Source organism: Pseudomonas sp. BIC9C, from assembly GCF_034541995.1.
GTDB classification, from domain to species: Bacteria; Pseudomonadota; Gammaproteobacteria; order Pseudomonadales; family Pseudomonadaceae; genus Aquipseudomonas; species Aquipseudomonas fluorescens_CC.
Window position 1 is genome coordinate 514,565 of record NZ_JAWDGM010000004.1, and the last position, 25,488, is coordinate 540,052.

The 25,488-nt window shown below is 60.5% G+C and carries 21 protein-coding genes and 1 pseudogene; 15 read left to right on the forward strand and 7 right to left on the reverse strand.

Features of this window, described 5'->3' with window-relative positions:
- The first annotated feature begins 115 nt into the window (after positions 1 to 115).
- From RS887_RS20265 to RS887_RS20330, 14 genes are all read left to right on the forward strand, one after another.
- Positions 116 to 529, forward strand: coding sequence for an NADH-quinone oxidoreductase subunit A (locus RS887_RS20265; protein ID WP_003223812.1), 414 nt, complete (start codon positions 116 to 118; stop codon positions 527 to 529).
- Between the two features lie 10 nt (positions 530 to 539).
- Positions 540 to 1,214, forward strand: a complete 675-nt coding sequence (locus tag RS887_RS20270) for a NuoB/complex I 20 kDa subunit family protein (RefSeq protein ID WP_007970441.1) — start codon at positions 540 to 542, stop codon at positions 1,212 to 1,214.
- A gap of 72 nt (positions 1,215 to 1,286) precedes the next feature.
- Entirely contained in the window at positions 1,287 to 3,071 is a 1,785-nt protein-coding gene (nuoC, locus tag RS887_RS20275; RefSeq protein ID WP_008020717.1) for an NADH-quinone oxidoreductase subunit C/D, read from the forward strand.
- Positions 3,072 to 3,073: 2 nt separating this feature from the next.
- Positions 3,074 to 3,571 carry an NADH-quinone oxidoreductase subunit NuoE gene (gene nuoE / locus RS887_RS20280; protein ID WP_046037843.1) on the forward strand — a complete coding sequence of 166 codons (498 nt, stop codon included), beginning with the start codon at positions 3,074 to 3,076 and terminating at the stop codon, positions 3,569 to 3,571.
- Positions 3,568 to 4,923 (forward strand): NADH-quinone oxidoreductase subunit NuoF, encoded by a 1,356-nt coding sequence (nuoF, locus tag RS887_RS20285; protein WP_008020713.1) that lies wholly within the window; start codon positions 3,568 to 3,570, stop codon positions 4,921 to 4,923. Before nuoE ends, nuoF begins: the two co-directional genes overlap by 4 nt.
- A 136-nt stretch (positions 4,924 to 5,059) precedes the next feature.
- A complete protein-coding gene (nuoG, locus tag RS887_RS20290; RefSeq protein ID WP_322616741.1) occupies positions 5,060 to 7,774 on the forward strand; it encodes an NADH-quinone oxidoreductase subunit NuoG in 2,715 nt (904 codons plus the stop codon).
- Positions 7,771 to 8,778 (forward strand): NADH-quinone oxidoreductase subunit NuoH, encoded by a 1,008-nt coding sequence (gene nuoH, locus RS887_RS20295; protein ID WP_111287957.1) that lies wholly within the window; start codon positions 7,771 to 7,773, stop codon positions 8,776 to 8,778. The genes nuoG and nuoH overlap by 4 nt, the downstream gene beginning before the upstream one ends.
- Before the next feature lie 12 nt (positions 8,779 to 8,790).
- Complete coding sequence (nuoI, locus tag RS887_RS20300; RefSeq protein WP_218278330.1) at positions 8,791 to 9,336, forward strand: NADH-quinone oxidoreductase subunit NuoI; 546 nt, start codon at positions 8,791 to 8,793, stop codon at positions 9,334 to 9,336.
- 9 nt (positions 9,337 to 9,345) lie between these two features.
- Positions 9,346 to 9,849: an NADH-quinone oxidoreductase subunit J gene (gene nuoJ, locus RS887_RS20305; protein ID WP_057399869.1), complete on the forward strand. Its 504-nt coding sequence runs from the start codon at positions 9,346 to 9,348 to the stop codon at positions 9,847 to 9,849.
- Between the two features lie 2 nt (positions 9,850 to 9,851).
- Entirely contained in the window at positions 9,852 to 10,160 is a 309-nt protein-coding gene (gene nuoK, locus RS887_RS20310) for an NADH-quinone oxidoreductase subunit NuoK (RefSeq protein ID WP_007946416.1), read from the forward strand.
- Positions 10,157 to 12,010: an NADH-quinone oxidoreductase subunit L gene (gene nuoL, locus RS887_RS20315; protein WP_085718311.1), complete on the forward strand. Its 1,854-nt coding sequence runs from the start codon at positions 10,157 to 10,159 to the stop codon at positions 12,008 to 12,010. Before nuoK ends, nuoL begins: the two co-directional genes overlap by 4 nt.
- Positions 12,011 to 12,049: 39 nt before the next feature.
- Positions 12,050 to 13,582, forward strand: a complete 1,533-nt coding sequence (nuoM, locus tag RS887_RS20320; protein ID WP_111287961.1) for an NADH-quinone oxidoreductase subunit M — start codon at positions 12,050 to 12,052, stop codon at positions 13,580 to 13,582.
- A gap of 7 nt (positions 13,583 to 13,589) precedes the next feature.
- Entirely contained in the window at positions 13,590 to 15,053 is a 1,464-nt protein-coding gene (nuoN, locus tag RS887_RS20325; protein WP_008020698.1) for an NADH-quinone oxidoreductase subunit NuoN, read from the forward strand.
- A 205-nt stretch (positions 15,054 to 15,258) separates the two neighbouring features.
- A complete protein-coding gene (locus tag RS887_RS20330; protein ID WP_322616742.1) occupies positions 15,259 to 15,444 on the forward strand; it encodes a hypothetical protein in 186 nt (61 codons plus the stop codon).
- Positions 15,445 to 15,675: 231 nt separating this feature from the next.
- On the opposite strand, the gene RS887_RS20335 is transcribed toward RS887_RS20330, so the two are convergent.
- Genes RS887_RS20335 through RS887_RS20360 form a run of 6 tightly spaced genes read right to left on the reverse strand, consistent with a single transcriptional unit; the run spans position 15,676 to position 21,652 of the window.
- The gene (locus tag RS887_RS20335; protein WP_322616743.1) at positions 15,676 to 17,418 is read right to left on the reverse strand and encodes an ABC transporter substrate-binding protein; all 1,743 of its coding nucleotides are present in this window, start codon (positions 17,416 to 17,418) and stop codon (positions 15,676 to 15,678) included.
- A gap of 48 nt (positions 17,419 to 17,466) precedes the next feature.
- Entirely contained in the window at positions 17,467 to 17,739 is a 273-nt protein-coding gene (locus RS887_RS20340) for a DUF2160 domain-containing protein (protein ID WP_057399940.1), read from the reverse strand.
- 10 nt (positions 17,740 to 17,749) lie between these two features.
- The gene (locus RS887_RS20345) at positions 17,750 to 18,550 is read right to left on the reverse strand and encodes a carbohydrate ABC transporter permease (RefSeq protein WP_085718305.1); all 801 of its coding nucleotides are present in this window, start codon (positions 18,548 to 18,550) and stop codon (positions 17,750 to 17,752) included.
- 8 nt (positions 18,551 to 18,558) lie between these two features.
- Positions 18,559 to 19,425, reverse strand: coding sequence for a carbohydrate ABC transporter permease (locus tag RS887_RS20350; protein WP_008020692.1), 867 nt, complete (start codon positions 19,423 to 19,425; stop codon positions 18,559 to 18,561).
- Complete coding sequence (locus RS887_RS20355) at positions 19,422 to 20,558, reverse strand: ABC transporter ATP-binding protein (protein ID WP_322616744.1); 1,137 nt, start codon at positions 20,556 to 20,558, stop codon at positions 19,422 to 19,424. The genes RS887_RS20350 and RS887_RS20355 overlap by 4 nt, the downstream gene beginning before the upstream one ends.
- Positions 20,558 to 21,652, reverse strand: coding sequence for an ABC transporter ATP-binding protein (locus tag RS887_RS20360; RefSeq protein WP_322616745.1), 1,095 nt, complete (start codon positions 21,650 to 21,652; stop codon positions 20,558 to 20,560). Before RS887_RS20360 ends, RS887_RS20355 begins: the two co-directional genes overlap by 1 nt.
- Before the next feature lie 392 nt (positions 21,653 to 22,044).
- On the opposite strand from RS887_RS20360, the pseudogene RS887_RS20365 reads away from it, so the two are divergent.
- Positions 22,045 to 23,882: pseudogene (locus tag RS887_RS20365) on the forward strand (sigma-54-dependent Fis family transcriptional regulator).
- 214 nt (positions 23,883 to 24,096) lie between these two features.
- On the opposite strand, the gene cysS reads toward RS887_RS20365, so the two are convergent.
- Positions 24,097 to 25,479 (reverse strand): cysteine--tRNA ligase, encoded by a 1,383-nt coding sequence (gene cysS / locus RS887_RS20370; RefSeq protein ID WP_322616746.1) that lies wholly within the window; start codon positions 25,477 to 25,479, stop codon positions 24,097 to 24,099.
- Positions 25,480 to 25,488 lie beyond the last annotated feature (9 nt).

The following is a 25,488-nucleotide window of genomic DNA, read 5'->3' on the forward strand; positions in this document are numbered from 1 at the left end:
TTACTTGCCGGGTGTTTAGCCATAAAATCAGCGGGATTGATTGCTGCGACATATCGTCACTGCTTTGTTTCTTTTCAAGCTCAGAGACCTTTGCTCTCTGTTAAGGATTACCAGCATGCCCGAAGCGACAGGACTCATGGCCCACAACTGGGGCTTTGCCATTTTCCTTCTAGGCGTTGTCGGCCTCTGTGCCTTCATGCTGGGCGTTTCCAGCCTACTCGGGTCAAAAGCCTGGGGCCGCAGCAAAAACGAACCGTTCGAGTCCGGCATGCTACCTACAGGTGGCGCCCGCTTGCGGCTCTCAGCCAAATTCTATCTGGTCGCGATGCTCTTCGTGATCTTCGATATCGAAGCCCTCTTTCTCTTTGCATGGTCTGTGTCCGTCCGCGAAAGCGGCTGGACCGGATTCGTCGAAGCTCTCGTTTTCATAGCAATTCTGTTGGCAGGCCTTGTCTACCTATTCCGAGTGGGCGCCCTTGACTGGGCTCCGGAAGCTCGGCGCAAGCGGCAAGCGAAGCTGAAACAATGAGGCTTTGGCAATGCAATACAATCTCACCAGGATCGACCCCGATGCTCCTAACGAGCAGTATCCGATTGGCCAACGGGAAACCGTTTCCGATCCGTTAGAAGATCAAGTCCACAAAAACATTTTCATGGGCAAGCTCGAAGACGTGCTCAACGGCACGATCAACTGGGGGCGCAAGAACTCCCTGTGGCCGTATAACTTCGGTCTTTCGTGCTGCTACGTGGAAATGACCACCGCCTTCACGGCGCCCCACGACATCGCGCGCTTTGGCGCCGAGGTTATCCGGGCATCGCCGCGCCAGGCGGATTTCATGGTTATCGCCGGTACCTGCTTCATCAAGATGGCGCCGATCATTCAGCGTCTCTACGAGCAAATGCTCGAGCCTAAATGGGTCATCTCCATGGGTTCGTGCGCCAACTCCGGTGGCATGTACGACATCTACTCCGTCGTTCAAGGGGTGGACAAGTTCCTGCCCGTGGACGTCTACGTGCCTGGCTGCCCGCCCCGCCCTGAAGCTTTCCTGCAAGGCCTGATGCTGTTGCAGGAGTCGATTGGCCAGGAGCGTCGCCCACTTTCCTGGGTCGTTGGCGATCAAGGCGTGTATCGCGCCGAGATGCCGTCCGAAAAGGAAAAGCGCCGCGAACAGCGTATTCAGGTAACCAACCTGCGCAGCCCCGACGAAGTCTGATCCAGTTCTGCTGTTTCAAAGAAACGAAAAACTGGCTTCATTCTTTACGTTGACCGAAAGCGATAAATAACCATGACTACAGGCAGTGCTCTGTACATCCCGCCTTACAAGGCAGACGACCAGGATGTGGTCGTCGAACTGAACAACCGTTTTGGCCCGGAGGCGTTCACCGCCCAGCCTACCCGCACCGGCATGCCGGTGCTTTGGGTTGCCCGCGCCAAACTCGTCGAAGTCCTGACTTTCCTGCGCAACCTGCCCAAGCCGTACGTCATGCTCTATGACCTGCACGGCGTGGACGAGCGCCTGCGCACCAAGCGTCAAGGGCTGCCGAACGGCGTCGACTTCTCCGTGTTCTACCACCTGATGTCGATCGAACGTAATAGTGACGTAATGATCAAGGTCGCCTTGTCCGAGAGCGACCTCAGCCTGCCGACCGTCACCAGCATCTGGCCGAACGCCAACTGGTACGAGCGTGAAGTCTGGGACATGTACGGTATCGACTTCAAAGGCCACCCGCACCTGTCGCGCATCATGATGCCGCCGACCTGGGAAGGTCACCCGTTGCGCAAGGACTTCCCGGCCCGCGCCACCGAGTTCGACCCGTTCACCCTGAACCTGGCCAAGCAACAACTCGAGGAAGAGTCCGCGCGCTTCAAGCCTGAAGACTGGGGCATGAAGCGTTCCGGCCCGAACGAGGACTACATGTTCCTCAACCTCGGCCCGAACCACCCGTCCGCGCACGGTGCGTTCCGTATCATCCTGCAGCTGGACGGTGAAGAGATCGTCGACTGCGTCCCGGACATCGGCTACCACCACCGTGGTGCCGAGAAAATGGCCGAGCGTCAGTCCTGGCACAGCTTCATCCCGTACACCGACCGTATCGACTACCTCGGCGGCGTGATGAACAACCTGCCGTACGTGCTCTCGGTCGAGAAGCTGGCCGGCATCAAGGTGCCGGAGAAGGTCGACGTCATCCGCATCATGATGGCCGAGTTCTTCCGGATCACCAGCCACCTGCTGTTCCTGGGTACCTACATCCAGGACGTCGGCGCCATGACCCCGGTGTTCTTCACCTTCACCGACCGTCAGCGTGCCTACACCGTGATCGAAGCCATCACCGGTTTCCGTCTGCACCCGGCCTGGTACCGTATTGGCGGCGTCGCCCACGACCTGCCGCGCGGCTGGGAAAAACTGGTCAAGGATTTCGTCGAGTGGATGCCCAAGCGTCTGGACGAATATCAGAAAGCCGCCCTGGACAACAGCATCCTGCGTGGCCGGACCATCGGCGTCGCCGACTACAACACCAAAGAGGCCCTGGAATGGGGCGTCACCGGTGCCGGCCTGCGTTCGACCGGTTGCGATTTCGACCTGCGTAAAGCGCGCCCGTACTCGGGCTACGAGAACTTCGAATTCGAAGTGCCGCTGGCGGCCAATGGCGATGCCTACGACCGCTGCATCGTGCGTGTCGAGGAGATGCGCCAGAGCATCAGGATCATCGACCAGTGCCTGCGCAACATGCCGGAAGGCCCGTACAAGGCGGATCACCCGCTGACCACGCCGCCGCCGAAAGAGCGCACCCTGCAGCACATCGAAACCTTGATCACGCACTTCCTGCAGGTTTCGTGGGGCCCGGTCATGCCGGCCAACGAATCCTTCCAGATGATCGAAGCGACCAAGGGCATCAACAGTTATTACCTGACGAGCGATGGCGGCACCATGAGCTACCGCACCCGGATTCGTACCCCAAGCTTCCCGCACCTGCAGCAGATCCCTTCGGTGATCAAAGGCAGCATGGTCGCGGACTTGATTGCGTACCTGGGTAGTATCGATTTCGTTATGGCCGACGTGGACCGCTAAGCATGAACAGCACGCTTATCCAGACAGACCGTTTCACCTTGAGTGAAACCGAGCGCTCGGCCATCGAGCACGAGCTGCATCACTACGAAGACCCGCGCGCGGCGTCGATCGAAGCCCTGAAGATCGTCCAGAAGGAACGTGGCTGGGTGCCGGACGGCGCCTTGTACGCCATCGGCGAGATCCTCGGCATCCCGGCCAGCGACGTTGAAGGCGTGGCGACGTTCTATAGCCAGATCTTCCGCCAGCCGGTCGGCCGCCACATCATTCGCGTCTGCGACAGCATGGTCTGCTACATCGGCGGCCACGAGTCGGTGGTCAGCGAAATCCAGAGCAAGCTGGGCATCGGCCTGGGTCAGACCACCGCCGACGGTCGTTTCACCCTGCTGCCGGTCTGCTGCCTCGGCAACTGCGACAAGGCGCCGGCGTTGATGATCGACGACGACACTTTCGGTGATGTGCAGCCCGCAGGCGTTGCCAACTTGCTCGAGGGCTACGTATGACCCTGACTTCTTTCGGTCCAGCCAACCGCATCAAGCGTTCGGCCGAGACTCACCCGCTCACCTGGCGCCTGCGTGACGACGGCGAAGCCGTCTGGCTCGACGAATACCAGGCCAAGAACGGTTACGCCGCAGCGCGCAAGGCCTTCGCCGACATGGCTCAGGACGACATCGTCCAGACCGTGAAGGATTCCGGCCTCAAGGGTCGCGGCGGTGCAGGCTTCCCCACTGGCGTGAAGTGGGGCCTGATGCCCAAGGACGAATCCATCAACATCCGCTACCTGCTGTGCAACGCGGATGAAATGGAGCCCAACACCTGGAAAGACCGCATGCTGATGGAGCAACTGCCCCATCTGCTGATCGAAGGCATGCTGATCAGTGCCCGCGCACTGAAAACCTACCGTGGCTACATCTTCCTGCGTGGCGAATACACCACCGCCGCCAAGCACCTCAACCGTGCCGTGGAAGAAGCCAAGGCAGCGGGGCTGTTGGGTAAAAACATTTTGGGCAGTGGGTTCGATTTCGAGCTGTTCGTCCACACCGGCGCCGGGCGTTACATCTGCGGTGAAGAAACCGCACTGATCAACTCCCTCGAAGGCCGCCGCGCCAACCCGCGCTCCAAGCCGCCCTTCCCTGCCGCTGTTGGCGTGTGGGGCAAGCCGACCTGCGTGAACAACGTTGAAACCCTGTGCAACGTCCCGGCGATCATTGCCGACGGCGTGGACTGGTACAAATCGTTGGCTCGCGAAGGCAGCGACGACATGGGCACCAAGCTCATGGGCTTCTCCGGCAAGGTGAAGAACCCGGGCCTGTGGGAACTGCCATTCGGCGTCACCGGCCGCGAGTTGTTCGAAGACTACGCCGGCGGCATGCGCGACGGTTACAAGCTCAAGGCCTGGCAGCCTGGTGGCGCCGGTACCGGCTTCCTGTTGCCGGAGCACCTGGATGCACAAATGTACGCCGGCGGCATCGCCAAAGTGGGCACCCGTATGGGTACCGGCCTGGCCATGGCGGTAGACGACAGCATCAACATGGTGTCCCTGCTGCGCAACATGGAACAGTTCTTCGCTCGCGAATCCTGTGGCTTCTGCACCCCGTGCCGCGATGGCTTGCCATGGAGCGTCAAGCTCCTGATGGCCATCGAGAACGGCGAAGGCCAGCCAGGCGACATCGAGACCCTGCTGGGTCTGGTCGGTTTCCTCGGCCCAGGCAAGACCTTCTGTGCTCACGCACCGGGCGCCGTGGAGCCGTTGGGCAGCGCAATCAAATACTTCCGCCACGAGTTCGAAGCCGGCATCGCGCCTGTCAGCGCCGCCGTCCCGCCTCTGGCAAGGCCGATCGTAGTCGGCGCGTAAATGCTTAAAAAGGCGAAGGGTCCGTGCCCTTCGCTTTTCGTGTGATGACGCCGCAAGCGGCTGTGTTGATTCACGCGAATAACAAGATTCCATTAGCCACGCCCGCTGACACCGGGCCAACGAAGAACTTTGAACCATGGCCACTATCCACGTAGACGGCAAAGAGCTCGAAGTCGATGGGGCAGACAACCTGTTACAGGCATGTCTGTCGCTAGGCCTCGATATCCCTTATTTCTGCTGGCACCCTGCCCTTGGCAGCGTTGGCGCCTGCCGCCAGTGCGCGGTCAAGCAGTACACCGACGAGAACGACACCCGTGGTCGTATCGTCATGTCCTGCATGACCCCTGCCACCGACAACACCTGGATCTCCATCGAAGATGAAGAATCCAAGGCGTTCCGCGCCAGTGTTGTCGAATGGCTGATGACCAACCACCCTCACGACTGCCCGGTCTGTGAAGAAGGCGGTCACTGCCACCTGCAAGACATGACGGTAATGACCGGCCACAACGAGCGCCGTTACCGCTTCACCAAGCGTACCCACCAGAACCAGCAACTGGGCCCGTTCATTTCCCACGAAATGAACCGCTGCATCGCTTGCTACCGCTGCGTGCGCTTCTATAAAGACTACGCTGGCGGCACCGACCTCGGCGTGTACGGCGCCCACGACAACGTGTACTTCGGTCGCGTTGAAGACGGCACCCTGGAAAGCGAGTTCTCCGGCAACCTCACCGAGGTTTGCCCGACCGGCGTGTTCACCGACAAGACTCACTCCGAGCGCTACAACCGTAAATGGGACATGCAGTTCTCGCCGAGCATCTGCCATGGCTGCTCCAGCGGCTGCAACATCTCCCCGGGCGAGCGTTACGGCGAACTGCGTCGCATCGAAAACCGTTTCAACGGTTCGGTGAACCAGTACTTCCTGTGCGACCGTGGCCGTTTCGGCTATGGCTACGTCAACCGCGAAGACCGTCCGCGTCAGCCGCTGCTGGCCAACGGCACCAAGCTGAGCCTCGACGAAGCGCTGGATAAAGCCGCCGACCTGCTGCGCGGTCGCAACATCGTCGGTATCGGTTCGCCTCGCGCCAGCCTCGAAAGCAACTACGCGTTGCGCGAACTGGTGGGCGCCGAGCACTTCTACTCGGGTATCGAAGCCTCCGAACTGGAGCGCATCCGCCTGGTGCTGCAAGTGCTGAAAGATAGCCCGCTGCCAGTGCCGAACATGCGCGACATCGAGGACCACGACGCCGTGTTCGTCCTCGGTGAAGACCTGACCCAGACTGCCGCACGCATGGCCCTGTCCCTGCGTCAGTTGGTCAAGGGCAAGGCCGAAGACATGGCCGACGCCATGCGCGTCCAGCCTTGGCTCGACGCTGCGGTGAAGAACATCGGTCAGCACGCGCTGAACCCGCTGTTCATCGCCAGCCTGGCTGAAACCAAGCTCGACGACATCGCCGAAGAATGCGTTCACGCCGCTCCAGACGACCTGGCCCGAATCGGCTTCGCAGTGGCTCACGCCCTCGACGCCAGCGCTCCGGCCGTTGAAGGCCTGGACGCTGAAGCCCTCGAACTGGCCAAGCGCATTGCCGACGCCCTGCTCGCGGCCAAGCGTCCACTGATCATCGCCGGCACCTCGCTGGGTTCCAAGGCGCTGATCGAGGCCGCTGCCAATATTGCGAAGGCCCTGAAGCTGCGCGAGAAGAACGGTTCCATCAGCCTGATCGTGCCAGAGGCCAACAGCCTCGGCCTGGCCATGCTCGGTGGCGAATCGGTCGACGCCGCGCTGCAAGCGATGATCGACGGCCGTGCCGACGCCATTGTCGTGCTGGAAAACGATCTGTACACCCGTACCGACAAGGCCAAGGTTGATGCTGCCTTGACCGCCGCGAAAGTGGTAATCGTCGCCGACCATCAGAAGACCGCCACCAGCGATCGCGCACACCTGGTTCTACCAGCTGCCAGCTTCGCTGAAGGCGACGGTACGCTGGTCAGCCAGGAAGGCCGCGCCCAGCGCTTCTTCCAGGTCTTCGATCCGAAGTACCTGGATGCGAGCATCCTGGTTCACGAAGGCTGGCGCTGGCTGCATGCCCTGCGCGCTACCCTGCTGAACCAGCCGATCGACTGGACCCAACTGGACCACGCCACCGCTGCCGTTGCTGCCAGTACGCCGCAACTGAACCGCATCGTCGATGCCGCACCGTCCGCCGCGTTCCGCATCAAGGGCTTGAAACTGGCCCGTGAACCGCTGCGCTACTCCGGTCGTACCGCCATGCGCGCCGACATCAGCGTGCACGAACCGCGTACCCCGCAGGACAAGGACACCGCGTTCGCCTTCTCGATGGAAGGTTACTCGGGTTCCGCCGAACCGCGTCAGCAGGTGCCATTCGCCTGGTCTCCGGGCTGGAACTCGCCGCAAGCCTGGAACAAGTTCCAGGACGAAGTCGGTGGTCACATCCGTGCTGGTGACCCGGGCACCCGCCTGATCGAAAGCACCGGTGACTCGCTGAACTGGTTCGCAAGTGTTCCGCGCGCGTTCAACCCGGCCCAGGGCACCTGGCAGGTCGTGCCGTTCTTCCACCTGTTCGGCAGCGAAGAAAACTCTTCGAAAGCCGCTCCGGTTCAGGAACGCATCCCGGCCGCCTACGTCGCACTGGCCAAGTCCGAAGCCGACCGCCTCGGCGTCAACGACGGTGCCATGCTGAGCTTCAACGTGGCCGGCCAGACCCTGCGTCTGCCGCTGCGCATCAATGAAGAGCTGGGCGCCGGCCTGGTGGCACTGCCTGCGGGCATCGCCGGCATTCCGCCGGCGATCTTTGGCAAATCCGTTGACGGTCTGCAGGAGGCAGCTCAATGACCTGGTTCACTCCTGAAGTGATCGACATCATCATCGCGGTCCTCAAGGCCGTGGTGATCCTGCTCGCCGTGGTGATCTGCGGCGCCCTGCTCAGCTGGGTCGAGCGTCGTCTGCTCGCCCTCTGGCAGGACCGTTACGGTCCGAACCGCGTGGGTCCGTTCGGTGCGTTCCAGATCGCTGCCGACATGATCAAGATGTTCTTCAAGGAAGACTGGACGCCGCCGTTCGCCGACAAAGTGATCTTCACGTTGGCACCGGTCGTGGCCATGAGCGCCCTGCTGATTGCCTTCGCGATCATCCCGATCACCCCGACCTGGGGCGTGGCGGATATCAACATCGGCATCCTGTTCTTCTTCGCCATGGCCGGTCTGTCGGTCTACGCGGTGCTGTTCGCCGGTTGGTCGAGCAACAACAAGTTCGCCCTGTTGGGCAGCTTGCGGGCCTCGGCACAAACCGTGTCGTACGAAGTGTTCATGGGCCTGTCGCTGATGGGCATCGTGATCCAGGTTGGCTCGTTCAACATGCGCGACATCGTTGAATACCAGGCGCAGAATCTGTGGTTCGTCATTCCGCAGATCTTCGGTTTCCTGACCTTCTTCATCGCTGGCGTGGCCGTGACTCACCGTCACCCGTTCGACCAGCCGGAAGCGGAACAGGAACTGGCCGACGGTTACCACATTGAATACGCCGGCATGAAATGGGGCATGTTCTTCGTGGGTGAGTACATCGGCATCGTGTTGATTTCGGCGCTGCTGGTGACCTTGTTCTTCGGTGGCTGGCACGGCCCGTTCGGCATCCTGCCGCAGATCCCGTTCATCTGGTTCGCACTGAAAACCGCGTTCTTCATCATGTTCTTCATCCTGCTGCGCGCTTCGATTCCGCGCCCACGGTATGACCAAGTGATGGACTTCAGCTGGAAGTTCTGCCTGCCGCTGACCCTCGTCAACATGCTGGTGACCGCTGCGATCGTGTTGCTCAACACGCCCGCCGTCGCGGCTCAGTGAGGATAGAGAATCATGAAGTACATTTTTGACATCGTGCATGGCTTCTTCACCCAGCTTCGCAGCCTGGTGATGATTTTTAGCCACGCCTTCCGCAAGCGCGACACGCTGCAGTACCCGGAAGAAGCCGTGTACCTGCCACCGCGTTTCCGTGGCCGTATCGTGCTGACCCGCGACCCCGACGGCGAAGAACGTTGCGTAGCGTGCAACCTGTGCGCCGTGGCGTGCCCGGTCGGTTGCATCTCGCTGCAGAAAGCTGAAACCGAAGACGGTCGCTGGTACCCGGACTTCTTCCGCATCAACTTCTCGCGCTGCATTTTCTGCGGCCTCTGCGAGGAAGCCTGCCCGACCACCGCGATCCAGCTGACGCCGGATTTCGAAATGGCCGAGTTCAAACGTCAGGACCTGGTTTACGAGAAAGAAGATCTGCTGATCTCCGGCCCCGGCAAAAACCCTGATTACAACTTCTATCGTGTTGCAGGTATGGCGATTGCCGGTAAGCCGAAAGGCTCCGCGCAGAACGAAGCCGAACCGATCAACGTGAAGAGCTTGCTGCCTTAAGGAAGAAAGATGGAATTCGCTTTCTATTTCGCATCGGGTATCGCTGTGGTGTCCACGCTTCGCGTGATCACCAACACCAACCCTGTGCACGCCCTGCTCTACCTGATCATTTCGCTGATCGCCGTGGCGATGACGTTCTTCGCCCTCGGCGCACCGTTTGCCGGTGTCCTGGAAGTGATCGCCTATGCTGGCGCCATCATGGTGCTGTTCGTGTTCGTGGTGATGATGCTGAACCTGGGCCCGGCCTCGGTTCAACAAGAGCGCGCCTGGCTCAAGCCCGGTATCTGGGGCGGCCCGGTCGCCCTCGCAGCCTTGCTGCTGGTGGAACTGCTGTATGTGCTGCTCTCCCACCAGAGCGGCCAGGCCGTCGGCCACACCACCGTAGACGCCAAGGCCGTGGGCATCAGCCTGTTCGGTCCTTACCTGCTGGTGGTCGAACTCGCCTCGATGCTGCTGCTCGCCGCAGCCGTCACGGCGTTCCATCTGGGCCGTAACGAAGCCAAGGAGCAATGACGATGCCTGCTATCCCCATGGAGCATGGTCTGGCGGTTGCCGGCATCCTGTTCTGCCTCGGCCTGGTCGGCCTGATGGTCCGCCGTAACATTCTCTTCGTGCTGATGAGCCTGGAGGTCATGATGAATGCCTCCGCTTTGGCGTTCATCGTTGCCGGTAGCCGCTGGGCGCAGCCGGATGGACAGATCATGTTCATCCTGGTGATCAGCCTGGCGGCCGCCGAGGCCAGTATTGGCCTGGCGATCCTGCTGCAACTGTATCGCCGCTTCCACACGCTCGATATCGACGCTGCCAGTGAGATGCGCGGATGAATCTTCTCTATCTGACTTTCCTGTTCCCTCTCATAGGTTTCCTGCTGCTGGCGTTTTCTCGCGGCCGTCTCTCGGAAAACCTGTCGGCGCTGATCGGCGTCGGTTCCGTCGGCTTGTCTGCCATCGTCGCGGCCTACGTCATCTGGCAATTCAACGTCGCGCCACCGGAAGGCGGCCACTACACCCTGGTGTTGTGGCAGTGGATGGCGGTGGAAGGCTTCACGCCGAACTTCGCGCTGTACCTGGATGGTCTGTCCCTGACCATGCTCGGTGTGGTGGTCGGCGTCGGCTTCCTGATCCACCTGTTCGCTTCCTGGTACATGCGCGGTGAAGACGGCTACTCGCGTTTCTTCGCGTACACCAACCTGTTTATCGCCAGCATGCTGTTCCTGGTGCTGGGCGATAACCTGTTGTTCCTGTACTTCGGTTGGGAAGGCGTGGGCCTGTGCTCGTACCTGTTGATCGGTTTCTACTACAGCAACCGCAACAACGGTAACGCGGCACTCAAGGCCTTCATCGTGACCCGTATCGGTGACGTGTTCATGGCCATCGGCCTGTTCATCCTGTTTGCCCAGTTGGGCACGCTGAACGTTCAGGAGCTGCTGGTGCTGGCACCGCAGAAGTTCCAGGCCGGCAATATCTGGATGGTCCTGGCCACCCTGATGCTGCTGGGCGGCGCTGTCGGTAAATCCGCGCAACTGCCGCTGCAAACCTGGCTGGCGGACGCAATGGCCGGCCCGACTCCGGTTTCGGCACTGATCCACGCCGCAACCATGGTGACCGCGGGTGTCTACCTGATCGCCCGTACCCACGGTCTGTTCACCCTGGCGCCGGAAATCCTGCATCTCGTGGGAATCGTCGGCGGCGTGACCCTGGTCCTGGCCGGTTTTGCCGCACTGGTGCAGACCGACATCAAGCGTATCCTCGCCTACTCGACCATGAGCCAGATCGGCTACATGTTCCTGGCCCTGGGCGTCGGTGCCTGGGATGGCGCGATCTTCCACCTGATGACCCACGCCTTCTTCAAGGCCCTGTTGTTCCTTGCTTCCGGTGCGGTGATCGTTGCCTGCCACCACGAGCAGGACATCTTCAAGATGGGCGGTCTGTGGAAAAAACTGCCATTGGCCTACGCCAGCTTCATCGTCGGCGGCGCGGCCCTGGCGGCCCTGCCGCTGGTAACCGCAGGCTTCTACTCCAAGGACGAAATCCTCTGGGAAGCGTTCGCCAGCGGCAACCACGGTCTGCTGTATGCGGGCCTGGTCGGCGCATTCATGACCTCGCTGTACACCTTCCGCCTGATCTTCATCGCGTTCCACGGTGAAGCGAAGACCGAAGCCCACGCCGGTCACGGCATCGCCCACTGGCTGCCACTGTCGGTGCTGATCGTATTGTCCACCGCCATCGGTGCGATGATCGTTCCACCGCTGCACGGCGTACTGCCGGAAAGCGTCGGCCATGCCGGCGGCGAAGCCAAGCACAGCCTGGAAATCGCCTCGGGCGCCATCGCCCTGTCCGGTATCCTGCTGGCCGCGCTGCTGTTCCTCGGCAAGCGTCGCTTCGTCACCGCCATCGCCAACAGCGGCATAGGCCGTATCCTGTCGGCCTGGTGGTTCGCCGCCTGGGGCTTCGACTGGATCTACGACAAACTGTTCGTCAAGCCATACCTGGCGATCAACCACATCCTGCGCAAAGACCCGCTGGACCAGACCATCGGTCTGATCCCGCGTATGGCCAAAGGCGGTCACACCGCCCTGAGCCGTACCGAGACCGGTCAACTGCGTTGGTACGCCGCCTCGATGGCTGCTGGTGCCGTGCTGGTAATCGGCGCCGTCGTGCTGGTAGCGGTCTGATATGAACCTTGCGAACTTGCGAAAGGAATTGAGCCCGTCATGATTCTGCCTTGGCTAATCCTGATCCCCTTCATCGGCGGCCTGCTGTGCTGGATGGGTGAGCGCTTCGGCGCCACCCTCCCCCGCTGGATTGCGCTGATCACCATGTCCCTGCTGCTTTCCCTCGGCCTCTGGCTGTGGGCCAACGGTGACTATTCATTTGCTCCGGCACCGGGTGCCGATCCGACCTGGGCTCTTGAGTTCAAGCACGTCTGGATCCAGCGCTTCGGCATCAACGTGCACCTGGCTCTCGACGGCCTGTCGCTGTTGATGATCATGCTGACCGGCCTGCTGGGTGTCCTCTCGGTACTCTGCTCGTGGAAAGAGATCCAGCGTCACGTTGGCTTCTTCCACCTGAACCTGATGTGGATCCTGGGCGGTGTCGTCGGCGTGTTCCTCGCCCTCGACCTGTTCATGTTCTTCTTCTTCTGGGAAATGATGCTGGTGCCGATGTACTTCCTCATCGCGCTCTGGGGTCACAGTTCTTCGGACGGCAAGAAAACCCGGATCTACGCGGCGACCAAGTTCTTCATCTTCACTCAGGCTTCCGGCCTGATCATGCTGGTGGCGATCCTGGGCCTGGTACTGGTCAACTTCAACGACACCGGCGTGATTACCTTCAACTACGCCGACCTGTTGAAAACCAAGATGTCGACCACCACCGAGTACATCCTGATGCTCGGCTTCTTCATCGCCTTCGCGGTGAAGCTGCCCGTGGTGCCGTTCCACTCCTGGCTGCCTGACGCTCACGCCCAGGCGCCGACTGCAGGTTCCGTCGACCTCGCCGGTATCTTGCTGAAGACAGCGGCCTACGGCTTGCTGCGTTTCGCCCTGCCGCTGTTCCCGAACGCGTCGGCCGAGTTCGCGCCGTTCGCCATGACCCTGGGTCTGATCGGGATTTTCTACGGTGCGTTCCTGGCGTTCGCGCAAACCGACATCAAGCGTCTGATTGCCTTCTCGTCCGTTTCCCACATGGGCTTCGTCCTGATCGGCATCTACTCCGGCAGCCAACTGGCGCTGCAGGGCGCGGTGATGCAGATGCTGGCGCACGGTCTGTCGGCGGCGGCACTCTTTATCCTGAGTGGCCAGTTGTACGAACGCACCCACACCCGCGACATGCGCGAGATGGGTGGCCTGTGGTCGAAGATCGCTTACCTGCCGGCCCTCAGCCTGTTCTTCGCCGCCGCGTCGCTGGGCCTGCCGAGTACCGGTAACTTCGTCGGTGAGTTCCTGATCCTGATCGGCACCTTCCCGATTGCCCCGTGGGTCACCATCATCGCGACGTCCGGCCTGGTGTTCGGTTCGGTCTACTCGCTGATCATGATCCACCGCGCCTACTTCGGCCCGGCCAAATCGGACGTGGTGCTGCACGGCATGGACGGTCGCGAAATGATCATGGTGGTCGGTCTGGCAGCGCTGCTGATCTACATCGGCGTCTACCCGCAGCCGTTCCTCGATACCTCTGCCGCTACGATGCATGGCGTGCAGCAATGGCTCGGCACCGCCTTCACTCAACTCGCTTCGGCCCGGTAAGAGCGCTATGGAATTCACGACTCAACACTTTATCGCGCTAGCGCCGCTGTTGATTACCAGCGCCACGATCATCGTGGTGATGCTGGCAATTGCCTGGCGCCGCAACCACTCCCAGACCTTCCTGCTGTCGGTGGCGGGTCTGAACCTGGCGTTGCTGTCGATCCTGCCAGCCTTGAAGGTCGCGCCGCTGGCTGTGACTCCACTGCTGCAAATCGATAGCTTCGCTTGCTTGTACATGGCGCTGATCCTGGTCGCCACCCTCGCTTGTGTGACCCTCGCCCACGCCTACCTCGGCGATGGCGGCACGGGTTACCCGGGCAACCGCGAAGAACTGTACCTGCTGATCCTGATGGCCGCCGCCGGTGGCCTGGTGCTGGTCAGCGCACAGCACCTGGCCGGGTTGTTCGTCGGTCTGGAACTGCTGTCGGTGCCGGTCTACGGTCTGGTGGCCTATGCCTTCTTCAACAAGCGCTCGCTGGAAGCCGGTATCAAGTACATGGTGCTGTCGGCGGCCGGTTCCGCGTTCCTGTTGTTCGGCATGGCCCTGCTCTACGCTGACGCCGGCTCCCTGAGCTTCGTCGGCATCGGCCAGGCGCTGGCGGCTACCGGCCTGCCAAGCTCGCTGGCGCAACTGGGCCTGGGCATGATGCTGATCGGCCTGGCGTTCAAGCTGTCGCTGGTACCTTTCCACCTCTGGACTCCGGACGTTTACGAAGGCGCTCCGGCACCGGTAGCAGCGTTCCTGGCGACCGCTTCCAAGGTTGCCGTGTTTGCAGTGATGGTGCGCCTGTTCCAGATCTCCCCTGCTGCGAGCAGCGGCGTGCTGAGCAACGTGCTGACCATCATCGCCATCGCGTCGATCCTGTTCGGTAACCTGCTGGCCTTGACCCAGAGCAACCTCAAGCGTTTGCTGGGTTACTCGTCCATCGCTCACTTCGGTTACCTGCTGATCGCCCTGGTGGCGAGCAAGGGCCTGGCCGTGGAAGCCATCGGCGTATACCTGGTCACCTACGTGATCACCAGCCTCGGCGCCTTCGGCGTGATCACCCTGATGTCCTCGCCATACAAAGGCCGTGACGCAGACGCCCTGTACGAATACCGCGGCCTGTTCTGGCGCCGTCCGTACCTGACCGCCGTGCTGACCGTGATGATGCTGTCCCTGGCCGGTATCCCGCTGACCGCGGGCTTCATCGGCAAGTTCTACATCATCGCCACCGGTGTCGAGTCGCACCAATGGTGGTTGGTTGGTTCCCTGGTACTGGGCAGCGCCATCGGCGTGTTCTACTACCTGCGCGTCATGGTCACCCTGTACCTGATCGAGCCAAACCTGCGCCGCGTCGACGCTCAACTGCACTGGGAACAGAAGGCAGGCGGCGTGATGCTGCTGGCCATCGCAGTATTGGCGTTCTTCCTCGGCCTGTACCCACAACCGCTGCTTAACCTGGTTCAACAGTCGGGCCTGGCGGGTTGATCGCTTAGCGACACTTGGTAGCAAACAGAAACGGCACCTTCGGGTGCCGTTTTTGCGTTTGCAGGATTAGTTACCGCCGTTCTCCCTCCTTCTGAAATACCGGAAAGCTCTCGCTGAATTACCCGCCTCGTCCTACATCCAGGCTTGGGTAGCTGGTTCTACCTTGGAGGATTGCTGGATACGAAAATCAATGCGAGAACAAACAATGAACCGTGACATATTTTCCGAACTGCTAGAGGGCATTGATGCTCTGGCTGCTGAGCGCCTGAGTGCTGCTAAGCCCTGTAACCAACGTATAGGAACAATGAAAGCCAAACTGGTGCTTCCGGAAGACTTCGATGCGCCACTGCCTGATGACATGCTTGATGATATCGAAGGCGCCCAAAATTGAGAGTTCTGGTCTACACCCGGTACTTCTGACAGATGTTTGTTCGGCTGGGGAAGTTTGTTGTCTGGAATGGCCCCATCGCGGGCAAGCCCGCTCCCACAGTGTTCTGTGGTGAACACAGGAACCGGAGCAGGCACTAAACCTGTGGGAGCGGGCTTGCCCGCGATGGCGGTGGAACAGGCACAAAGTAAAACGGCACCTTTCGGTGCCGTTCGCGTTTCACATTACAGACGATTACTTACGCGCATCCGCCCACGATTTGAGCAGCTCGTTGTAGCTTACGGTTTCGCCTTTCGGCTTTTCGTTGGCCAGTTTCGGCTTCGGTGCGCCCGGCTGATCGAACCAGTATTGCGCATCGCGCTCGGGATTCATTTTCGGCGCGCAGGTGGCTTGGGCTTTCGAACGTTCCAGACGGGTCATGATTGCATCCTGATCCTTGGCCAGACCGTCCAGTGCCTGTTGCGGGGTCTTGTCGCCGCTGGCGGCTTCGGCGATGTGGCTCCACCACAGCTGCGCCAGACGCGGATAATCCGGCACGTTGGTCCCGGTCGGGGTCCATTGCACACGGGCCGGGCTGCGATAGAACTCCACCAGGCCACCGAGTTTCGGTGCCAGGTCGGTCATGGCTTGCGAGTTGATGTCCGACTCGCGGATCGGTGTCAGGCCAACGATGGTTTTCTTCAGCGATACGGTCTTCGAGGTCACGAACTGCGCGTACAGCCAGGCCGCCAGTTTCTGCTTCTCAGGCGTGGACTTCATGAAGGTCCAGGAGCCCACGTCCTGATAGCCCAGCTTCATGCCCTCTTCCCAGTACGGACCACGCGGCGACGGCGCCATGCGCCATTTCGGCGTGCCGTCGGCGTTCATCACCGCCAGGCCCGGTTTGGTCATGTCGGCGGTAAAGGCGGTGTACCAGAAAATCTGCTGGGCGATGCTGCCCTGGGATGGCACCGGACCCGATTCGGAGAAGGTCATGCCCGCCGCTTCCGGTGGCGCGTACTTCTTCAGCCAGTCGACGTACTTGGTGGTGGCAAAGACCGCCGCCGGACCGTTGGTGTCGCCGCCGCGGGTCACGCTGGAACCCACCGGGTGGCAGTCCTCGACACGAATGCCCCACTCGTCCACCGGCAAGCCGTTGGGAATGCCCTTGTCGCCGCCACCGGCCATGGAGAACCAGGCATCGGTGAAGCGCCAGCCCAGGGACGGGTCTTTCTTGCCGTAGTCCATGTGCCCGTAGACCCGCTTGCCGTCGATTTCCTTGACGTCTTCGCTGAAGAACTTGGCAATGTCTTCATAGGCCGACCAGTTCACCGGCACGCCCAACTCATAGCCGTACTTTTCCTTGAACTTGGCCTTGAGGTCCGCGCGCTCGAACCAGTCGGCGCGGAACCAATAGAGGTTGGCGAACTGTTGGTCGGGCAGTTGATAGAGCTTGCCGTCGGGCGCGGTGGTGAAAGAAAGGCCGATGAAATCCTTGAGGTCCAGGGTCGGCGAGGTGAAGTCCTTGCCCTCATTGGCCATCAGGTCGGTGATCGCTTCGGTCTTGCCGTAGCGAAAGTGCGTGCCGATCAGGTCCGAGTCGTTGACCCAGCCGTCATAGATGCTCTTGTCCGATTGCATCACGGTCTGCAGTTTTTCCACCACGTCGCCTTCCTGCAGCAGGTCGTGGGTGACTTTGATCCCGGTGATCTCGGTGAAGGCCTTGGCCAGCACCTTGGACTCGTACTCGTGGGTGGCGATGGTTTCCGAGACGACCTTGATGTCCATCCCGCGGAACGGCTCGGCGGCCTTGATGAACCACTTCAATTCCGCCAGTTGCTGATCGGCCGTCAGGGTGGATGGCTTGAACTCGCTGCCAATCCATTTCTTCGCAGCGTCTTCATAGGCATCGGCCCAGGCCGCTGCGCTCAACCCACTGAGTGCCAGCATGGCTGCCAATGAAATGCTATGTCGCAGCTTATTGTTTTTGTCGAACATAGAGACCTCCTGTATGGGATTTCGGAGCAACATTGCCGAGCGACTCGACTAGCCCCAACGCATCACAGCCAACAGCCACACCAGGGACAACGCGAAAGCGACCCAGATGCTCCAGTCGGTGACGCCGATTACCAGCAAATGCAGGTAGGCGCTGCCGAGAAGACCGATAAACAACCGATCGCCACGGGTGGTGGCAATCGGCAGGAAACCTCGCCGAAGCACACTCGGCGAACGCAACTCCCAGGTGGTCATGCCCACCAGGATCAAGGCAATGACGCCGAAGAACGCCGTCGTGGGGACGGTCCAACTCATCCATTCCATCATCAGTTCCTCATACCCGGCCCAGGGCAAAGCCCTTGGCCACGTGGTTGCGAACAAACCAGATCACCAGCATGCCCGGCAGGATGGTCAACACCCCCGCCGCCGCCAGTACGCCCCAGTCGATACCGGATGCCGAGACAGTGCGGGTCATCACCGCTGCGATCGGCTTGGCGTTCACCGAAGTGAGGGTGCGCGCCAACAGCAGTTCGACCCAGGAAAACATGAAGCAGAAGAACGCCGTGACGCCGATGCCGGAGCCGATCAGCGGGATGAAAATCTTCACGAAGAACTTGGGAAAGCTGTAGCCATCGATGTAGGCGGTTTCGTCGATTTCCTTGGGCACGCCGGACATGAAGCCTTCGAGAATCCACACCGCCAGCGGCACGTTGAACAGGCAGTGGGCCAGGGCCACGGCAATGTGGGTGTCGAACAACCCGATCGATGAATACAGCTGGAAGAACGGCAACAGGAACACCGCCGGTGGCGCCATGCGGTTGGTCAGCAGCCAGAAGAACAGGTGCTTGTCGCCGAGGAAGCGATAGCGCGAGAACGCATAGGCCGCCGGCAGTGCCACGCTCAGGGAAATGATCGTGTTCAGGCTCACGTAGTACAGCGAGTTGAGGTAGCCGGTGTACCAGCTCGGGTCGGTGAAGATCACCTTGTAGTTGTGGAAGGTGAAATCCTGCGGAAACAGCGTCAGGCCGCCGAGGATTTCGGTGTTGCTCTTGAACGACATGTTCAGCAGCCAGTAGATGGGCACCAGCAGGAACAGGATGTAGAGCAGCAGTGGAACCAGCTTTCTCTTGCTCATGGCGGGCCTCAGCGGTTGGCGTCAGAGTGAGTCATGGCGGTGTAGAACAGCCAGGACACCAACAGGATGATCAGGAAGTACACCAGCGAGAATGCCGCTGCCGGCCCCAGGTCGAATTGCCCTACGGCCATCTGGGTCAGGGTCTGGCTGAGGAAGGTCGTGGCATTGCCCGGACCGCCGCCCGTGAGTACGAACGGCTCGGTGTAGATCATGAAACTGTCCATGAACCGCAGCATCACAGCGATCAGCAGCACACTCTTGAGCTTGGGCAACTGGATATGCCGGAACACCGCCCAGGCCGAGGCACGGTCGATCCGTGCCGCCTGGTAATACACATCCGGAATCGCCCGCAACCCGGAGAAGCACAACAGCGCCACCAGCGAGGTCCAGTGCCAGACGTCCATCACCAGCACGGTGACCCAGGCGTCCATGGTGCTCGCCGCATAGTTGTAGCTGATGCCCATGGCATTGAGGCTCGAACCGAGCAGGCCGATATCGGCGCGGCCGAAGATCTGCCAGATGGTGCCCACCACGTTCCACGGAATCAGCAACGGGATCGCCAGCACGATCAACACCACCGAAGACCAGCGGCCCTTGGTCGGCATGGTCAGGGCTATGGCAATGCCCAAAGGGATTTCGATCAGCAGCACACAGGCGGAATAGATGAACTGACGCAGCAGCGAGTCATGCAGCCTCGGGTCGAGCAGTACCTGCTTGTACCAGTCGGCGCCGACGAAATAGCGGCTGGACTGGTCGAAAATGTCCTGCACCGAATAGTTGACCACGGTCATCATCGGGATCACCGCACTGAATGCCACCAGCAGGAACACCGGCAACACCAGCCACCAGGCCTTGTTGTTCTGCACCTTGTTCATGGCTGTGCCTCTTTTTTGTTGGCAGACGCTTCATTAATGCTTTGGGTTTCCAGGAGGAATTCGTCGGCGTAGACCATCAGCCATTGCGCCGGAAAACTGATGAAGGCCGTGCCTTGCGGCACCGGTTTGTCTTCGGCCAGGCGCACCTTCAGCGGCACGCCGTCGAGGTTGAGGGTCATGATCTTGTAGGTGCCCAGGTCTTCGACGTGTACGACCTGTGCCCGCAACGCGTCATCAAAGGCTTCGTCCCACACATGGACGAACTCCGGGCGAATGCCGACCTTCAGGGTTTTCCATTCGGATTCGGCGATACGCTGTTGCATGGCCTCGGACAGCGGCAGCCGGGTCGAGGCGAACCCGACACCCCCCGGTTGCGGCTGCACTTCGATCAGGTTCATCCCCGGGCTGCCAATGAAGTAGCCGACAAAGGTGTGGCTCGGCCGCTCGAACAATTCCCTTGGTGTGCCGAACTGCACAATCTGCCCGCCGTACATCACCGCGATCTTGTCGGCGAAGGTCGACGCTTCCAGCTGATCGTGGGTGACGTAGACCATGGTGATGTTGAACTGCTCGTGGATCTGCTTGAGCTTGCGCCGCAGTTTCCACTTCAGGTGCGGGTCGATCACCGTCAGCGGTTCGTCGAACAGGATCGCCGACACGTCATCGCGCACCAGTCCACGGCCCATGGAGACTTTCTGTTTTTCGTCGGCGGTGAGGTTGCGAGCCTTTTTGCTCAGCAGATTCTGAAGGTCGAGGACTTCGGCAATTTCCTGCACCTTGGTGTGAATCTTCGCCTCGGCCATGCCCTGGTTACGCAAGGGGAAGGCCAGGTTGTCGAACACCGTCATGGTGTCGTAGACCACCGGAAACTGGAAAACCTGGGCAATGTTGCGCTTCTCCGGGGTCAGGTTGTTGACTGCCTTGCCGTCGAACAGCACATGGCCCTGGGACGGGCTGAGCAGCCCGGAAATGATGTTGAGCAAGGTCGACTTGCCGCAGCCCGACGGACCGAGCAACGCGTAGGCGCCGCCCTGCTCCCAAATGTGGTCCATCTCGCGAATCGCGTAGTCCTCAGGTCCCACCGGGGTCCTGGTGTAGCTGTGGGCGAGGTTCTGCAAACGGATTTCGGCCATCAGGCAACCCTCGCGATACGCTGGCCCGGCGCCTGCACCAGCCGCCCCTGCGTATCGAACACAAACAGTTTATGGGTCGGGATGTAGATGCGGATCGGCGCATCGACGTCGTATTCGTGGACACCGGGCAAGTGCAGTACCAGCAGGAAATGCTCGTTGCGCACGTGCAGGAAGGTTTCCGAGCCGCTGATCTCGGCCACCTCGACGGTCACCGCCAGTTCAAGATCATCGTCGTTGCTCGGCACCAGCGAGATATGGCTGGGCCGCACGCCAAAGCGAAACTCGCCCTCGCCCACCGGACGCAAATCGACGTTCAACGGAAAGTGCACGAAGTTGGCAAAACTCACTTCGTTGCCGGCAATGCGTCCCGGCATCAGGTTGATCGGCGGCTCGGAGAACAGCTCCGCCGCCAGCACCGATTGCGGCTGGTGATAGACCGAGGAAGACTGGCCACTCTGGATCACCCGGCCTTCGTGAAGAATGGTCGTGGTGCCGCCCAGGGCCAGGGCTTCGTTGGGTTCGGTGGTGGCGTAGATCGCGATGGTATGACGCGCCTTGAACAGCTCGCGCATTTCCTGACGCAGCTCTTCGCGCAATTTGTAGTCGAGGTTGACCAGCGGCTCGTCGAACAGGATCAATTCGGCATCCTTGACCAGCGCCCGGGCCATGGCCGTGCGTTGTTGCTGGCCGCCGGAGAGTTCGAGGGGATGGCGCTGGAGGAACTTCTCGATGCGCAGCATCTTCGCGGTTTCCAGCACCTTGTTCTGGATCAGCTCGCTGGACACACCGGCCTGGCGCAGCGGTGAGGCGATGTTGTCGAAGACGGTCATGGTCGGGTAATTGATGAACTGCTGATACACCATCGACACGTTGCGCAAGCGCACCGGGCGTTGGGTGACATCGACGCCATTCATCAGGATGCGACCACTGTCGGGCTTGTCCAGCCCGGCCATCAAGCGCATCAGGCTGGTTTTGCCGGACAGCGTGCGCCCGAGCAAAACGTTGAAGGAACCGGGTTCGAAACTCAGATTGGCATCGTCGATCCAGGTCTGGCCCTCGACGGTACGGCTGACATGCTCCAGGGTTAATGACATGGCTCGGCCTTTTTTGTTTTTGGAATCAAGCGACCGGAGCTGTATAGCGACATTTGTGCCATAAATTGCAAACGATTGATTTGGTTTGAAATTCCTGAAAATGACCAGGGAGTCACGTTCGTTGCTGAACACAAATGAACAACTGCGACTGAACAACTGAACACTTCAACGGTTGACAATGAACATTAGTGAACAACACTCTACAAACCGTTTTCCGGCCTTTGTAGGAGCGAGCTTGCTCGCGATGGACGTGACGTCGCCTCGTTCCTTCAGACAGCCCTCGTCATCGTTAACGTCCATCGCGAGCAAGCTCGCTCCTACACAGGACAGGGCGCCATGTGTAATTGAAGTATCCATAACAACAATAAAAGTTTGCTCAGAGATCGACTGCCATGGCCGCACCCGCCTCGCCGCTGTCCCACGACGCCATCATCCAGGACTCCTGGTCCCGTTGTCGCGCGTTCGGCCTCAGTCATCAGAGCACGCCGGCCTTCGACCAATTGCCGGCCGCGGGCATCACGCAACTGCTGGAGAGCCAGCAGTCACTTGTGCAAACCACCCATCAGGAAGTACTGCCTTACTACGAGAACATCCTCAGCAATTCCAATTGCCTGATCATGCTCGCCGACCATCAGGGCCAGGTGCTCACGTCATGGGGAACACAGCGCTTCATCGAACCCAAACTGGCCCGGGGCTTCAGCGCCGGCGCCAGCTGGATGGAACGCTGCACCGGGACCAACGCCATTGGCACCGCCCTGGCCTGTGAACAAGCCGTGCACATTGAGCACGACGAACATTTCCTCAAGGCCAACCGCTTCATGACCGGTTCCGCCGCGCCGATTTTCGATGCCGAGCGCAAAGTGATTGCGGTGCTGGACGTGTCCAGTGACAGCTATCTGCCGCCATCCCACACTCTGGGCATGGTCAAGATGATGAGCCAGACCGTGGAGAACAGGCTGATCCTCAACCTGTTCCATGGCCAGCATTTCCAACTGACCTTCAATACCGGCCTTAACAACCTCGACAGCCAATGGGCCGGCTTGCTGATTTTCGATGAAACCGGCCAGGTACTGTCGGCCAACCGCCGGGCCGACAATCTGCTGGGCATCAGCCTGTCGCGGGTCAGTGTCGAGAGCCTGTTCAAGGTTTCGTTGCTGGAGCTGTTGAATCAACCCGAAGGCCTGCCCTTCTCCCTGCAAGCCTCGGGACGCAATCGCTTCCAGTGCCTGCTGAAAAGGCCGAAGCAGGTTCCGATCCAGCCGCGGCTGTTCGCCGAACCTGCGGTGACGAACCCGACACCGGCGGCGATCAGCCTCAATACCTTGCACTTCGGCGACAGCCGCGTGGAAAAAGCCGTGCGCCAGGCCGAACGCCTGCTGGAAAAAGACATCCCGCTGTTGATCCACGGTGAAACCGGGGTCGGCAAGGAAGTTTTCGTCAAAGCCTTGCACCTGGCCAGCTCGCGCAGCAAACAAGCGTTCATTGCCGTCAACTGCGCAGCGATCCCCGCCGAACTGGTGGAATCCGAGTTGTTCGGTTATGAGAAAGGCGCGTTCACCGGGGCCAACCAGAAAGGCAGTATCGGGCTGATCCGCAAGGCCGACAAAGGTACGTTGTTCCTCGACGAAATCGGCGACATGCCGCTGCCAACACAGGCGCGACTGTTGCGGGTGTTGCAGGAGCGTTGCGTGCAACCGGTCGGTAGCAGCGAGTTGTTCCCGGTAGACCTGCGGATTATCTCCGCCACCAACCGCTCATTGCGCGAACAGGTACAGCTGGGACGTTTCCGCGAGGATTTGTACTACCGCATCGGCGGTTTGACCCTGAACTGCCACCGCTACGCGAGCGCAGCGACAAGCAGGCGCTCTTCAAACGTCTATGGGAGCAGCACCGGGAGCCGAGCCAGTGGGCCGGTTTGAGCCGAGAGGTACTGGAGTTGTTCGACCGCCATCCCTGGCCGGGCAACCTGCGCCAGGTCAGCAGTGTGATTCAGGTGGCCTTGGCCATGGCCGAGGAGCAGCCGGTACGGCCGGAGCATTTACCGGATGATTTTTTTGTCGACCTGGAGATGGAGCCGGTGGAGTCGCAAGAACCACTGGCGGTTGATCTTGATGATGCCGAGGAGTTGAATCGGCAGTTACAGGCGGTTGGGGGGAATATTTCCCATCTGGCGCGCAGGCTCGGAGTAAGCCGTAATACCCTTTACAAACGTCTGCGCCAGTCGGAATGACGGGAGGACCTCACCTTTTGTGTTTGGCTTGAGACCATCGCGGGCAAGCCCGCTCCCACAGGTTCAGCGGTGCCCACGGATTTTGTGTACGACACGGACACTGTGGGAGCGGGCTTGCCCGCGAAGGCGCCTGTCCTGTCACTGCAGAATTATCGACCACTCCAAAAAACAAAAACCCGCACAAGGCGGGTTTTGTTTTTAAGCATTACAGCTGTCAGTCAGCCAGACGCCAGGTCGTGCCGCCCTTGCCGTCTTCCAGCACCACGCCCATGGCGGTGAGCTGGTCGCGGATGCGGTCGGATTCGGCCCAGTCCTTGCCGGCACGTGCCGCCAGGCGCGCGGCAATCAGCGCCTCGACTTGCGCGGCATCCACCCGCCCTTCGGCACCGGCCTGCAGGAAGTCATCGGCTTCCAGTTGCAACACACCCAGCACACTGGCCAGTTCTTTCAAACGGGCTGCCAGACCGGCCGCTGCGTTCAGATCGCTCTCGCGCAGGCGGTTGATCTCGCGGACCATCTCGAACAGCACCGCGCAGGCTTCCGGCGTGCCGAAGTCGTCGTTCATCACCTGGGTGAAGCGCTCGACGAAGGCTTCGCCGCCCGCCGGCGCCACGTTCGGCAGGCCTTTCAACGCGTGGTAGAAACGCTCCAGGGCGCCCTTGGCGTCCTTGAGGTTGTCTTCCGAGTAGTTGATGGCGCTGCGGTAGTGGCTCGATACCAGCAGGTAACGCACGACTTCCGGGTGGTACTTGTCGAGCACGTCGCGGATGGTGAAGAAGTTGTTCAAGGACTTGGACATCTTCTCGCCATTGATGCGGATCATGCCGCAATGCATCCACGCGTTGGCGTAAGTCTTGCCAGTGGCCGCTTCACTCTGGGCGATTTCGTTTTCGTGGTGCGGGAACTCAAGGTCGCTGCCACCGCCATGAATATCGAAAGTTTCGCCCAGGCAGCAGGTGGACATCACCGAGCATTCGATGTGCCAGCCCGGACGCCCGGCGCCCCACGGCGATTCCCAGCTCGGCTCGCCCGGCTTGGCGGCTTTCCACAGCACGAAGTCCAGCGGGTCCTGCTTCGACTCGTCGACTTCGATGCGGGCGCCGATGCGCAGGTCTTCGATCTTCTTGCGCGACAACTTGCCGTAGCCCATGAACTTGCCGACGCGGTAGTACACGTCGCCATTGCCCGGGGCGTAGGCATAGCCCTTGTCGATCAGGGTCTGGATCATCGCATGCATGCCCGGGATGTGGTCAGTGGCACGCGGCTCCATGTCCGGTTTCTTGATGTTCAGGCGCGCTTCATCTTCGTGCATCGCCGCGATCATGCGCTCGGTCAAGGCTTCGAACGACTCGCCGTTCTCGTTGGCCCGATTGATGATCTTGTCGTCAATGTCGGTGATATTGCGCACATAAGTCAGATCGTAGCCGCTAAAGCGCAGCCAGCGCGTCACCAGGTCGAACGCGACCATGCTGCGGCCGTGGCCGAGGTGGCAGTAGTCGTACACGGTCATGCCGCACACGTACATGCGCACCTTGTTGCCATCGAGCGGCTTGAAGACTTCTTTGCTCTTGGTGAGCGTGTTGTAAATCGTAAGCACGTTAACTTC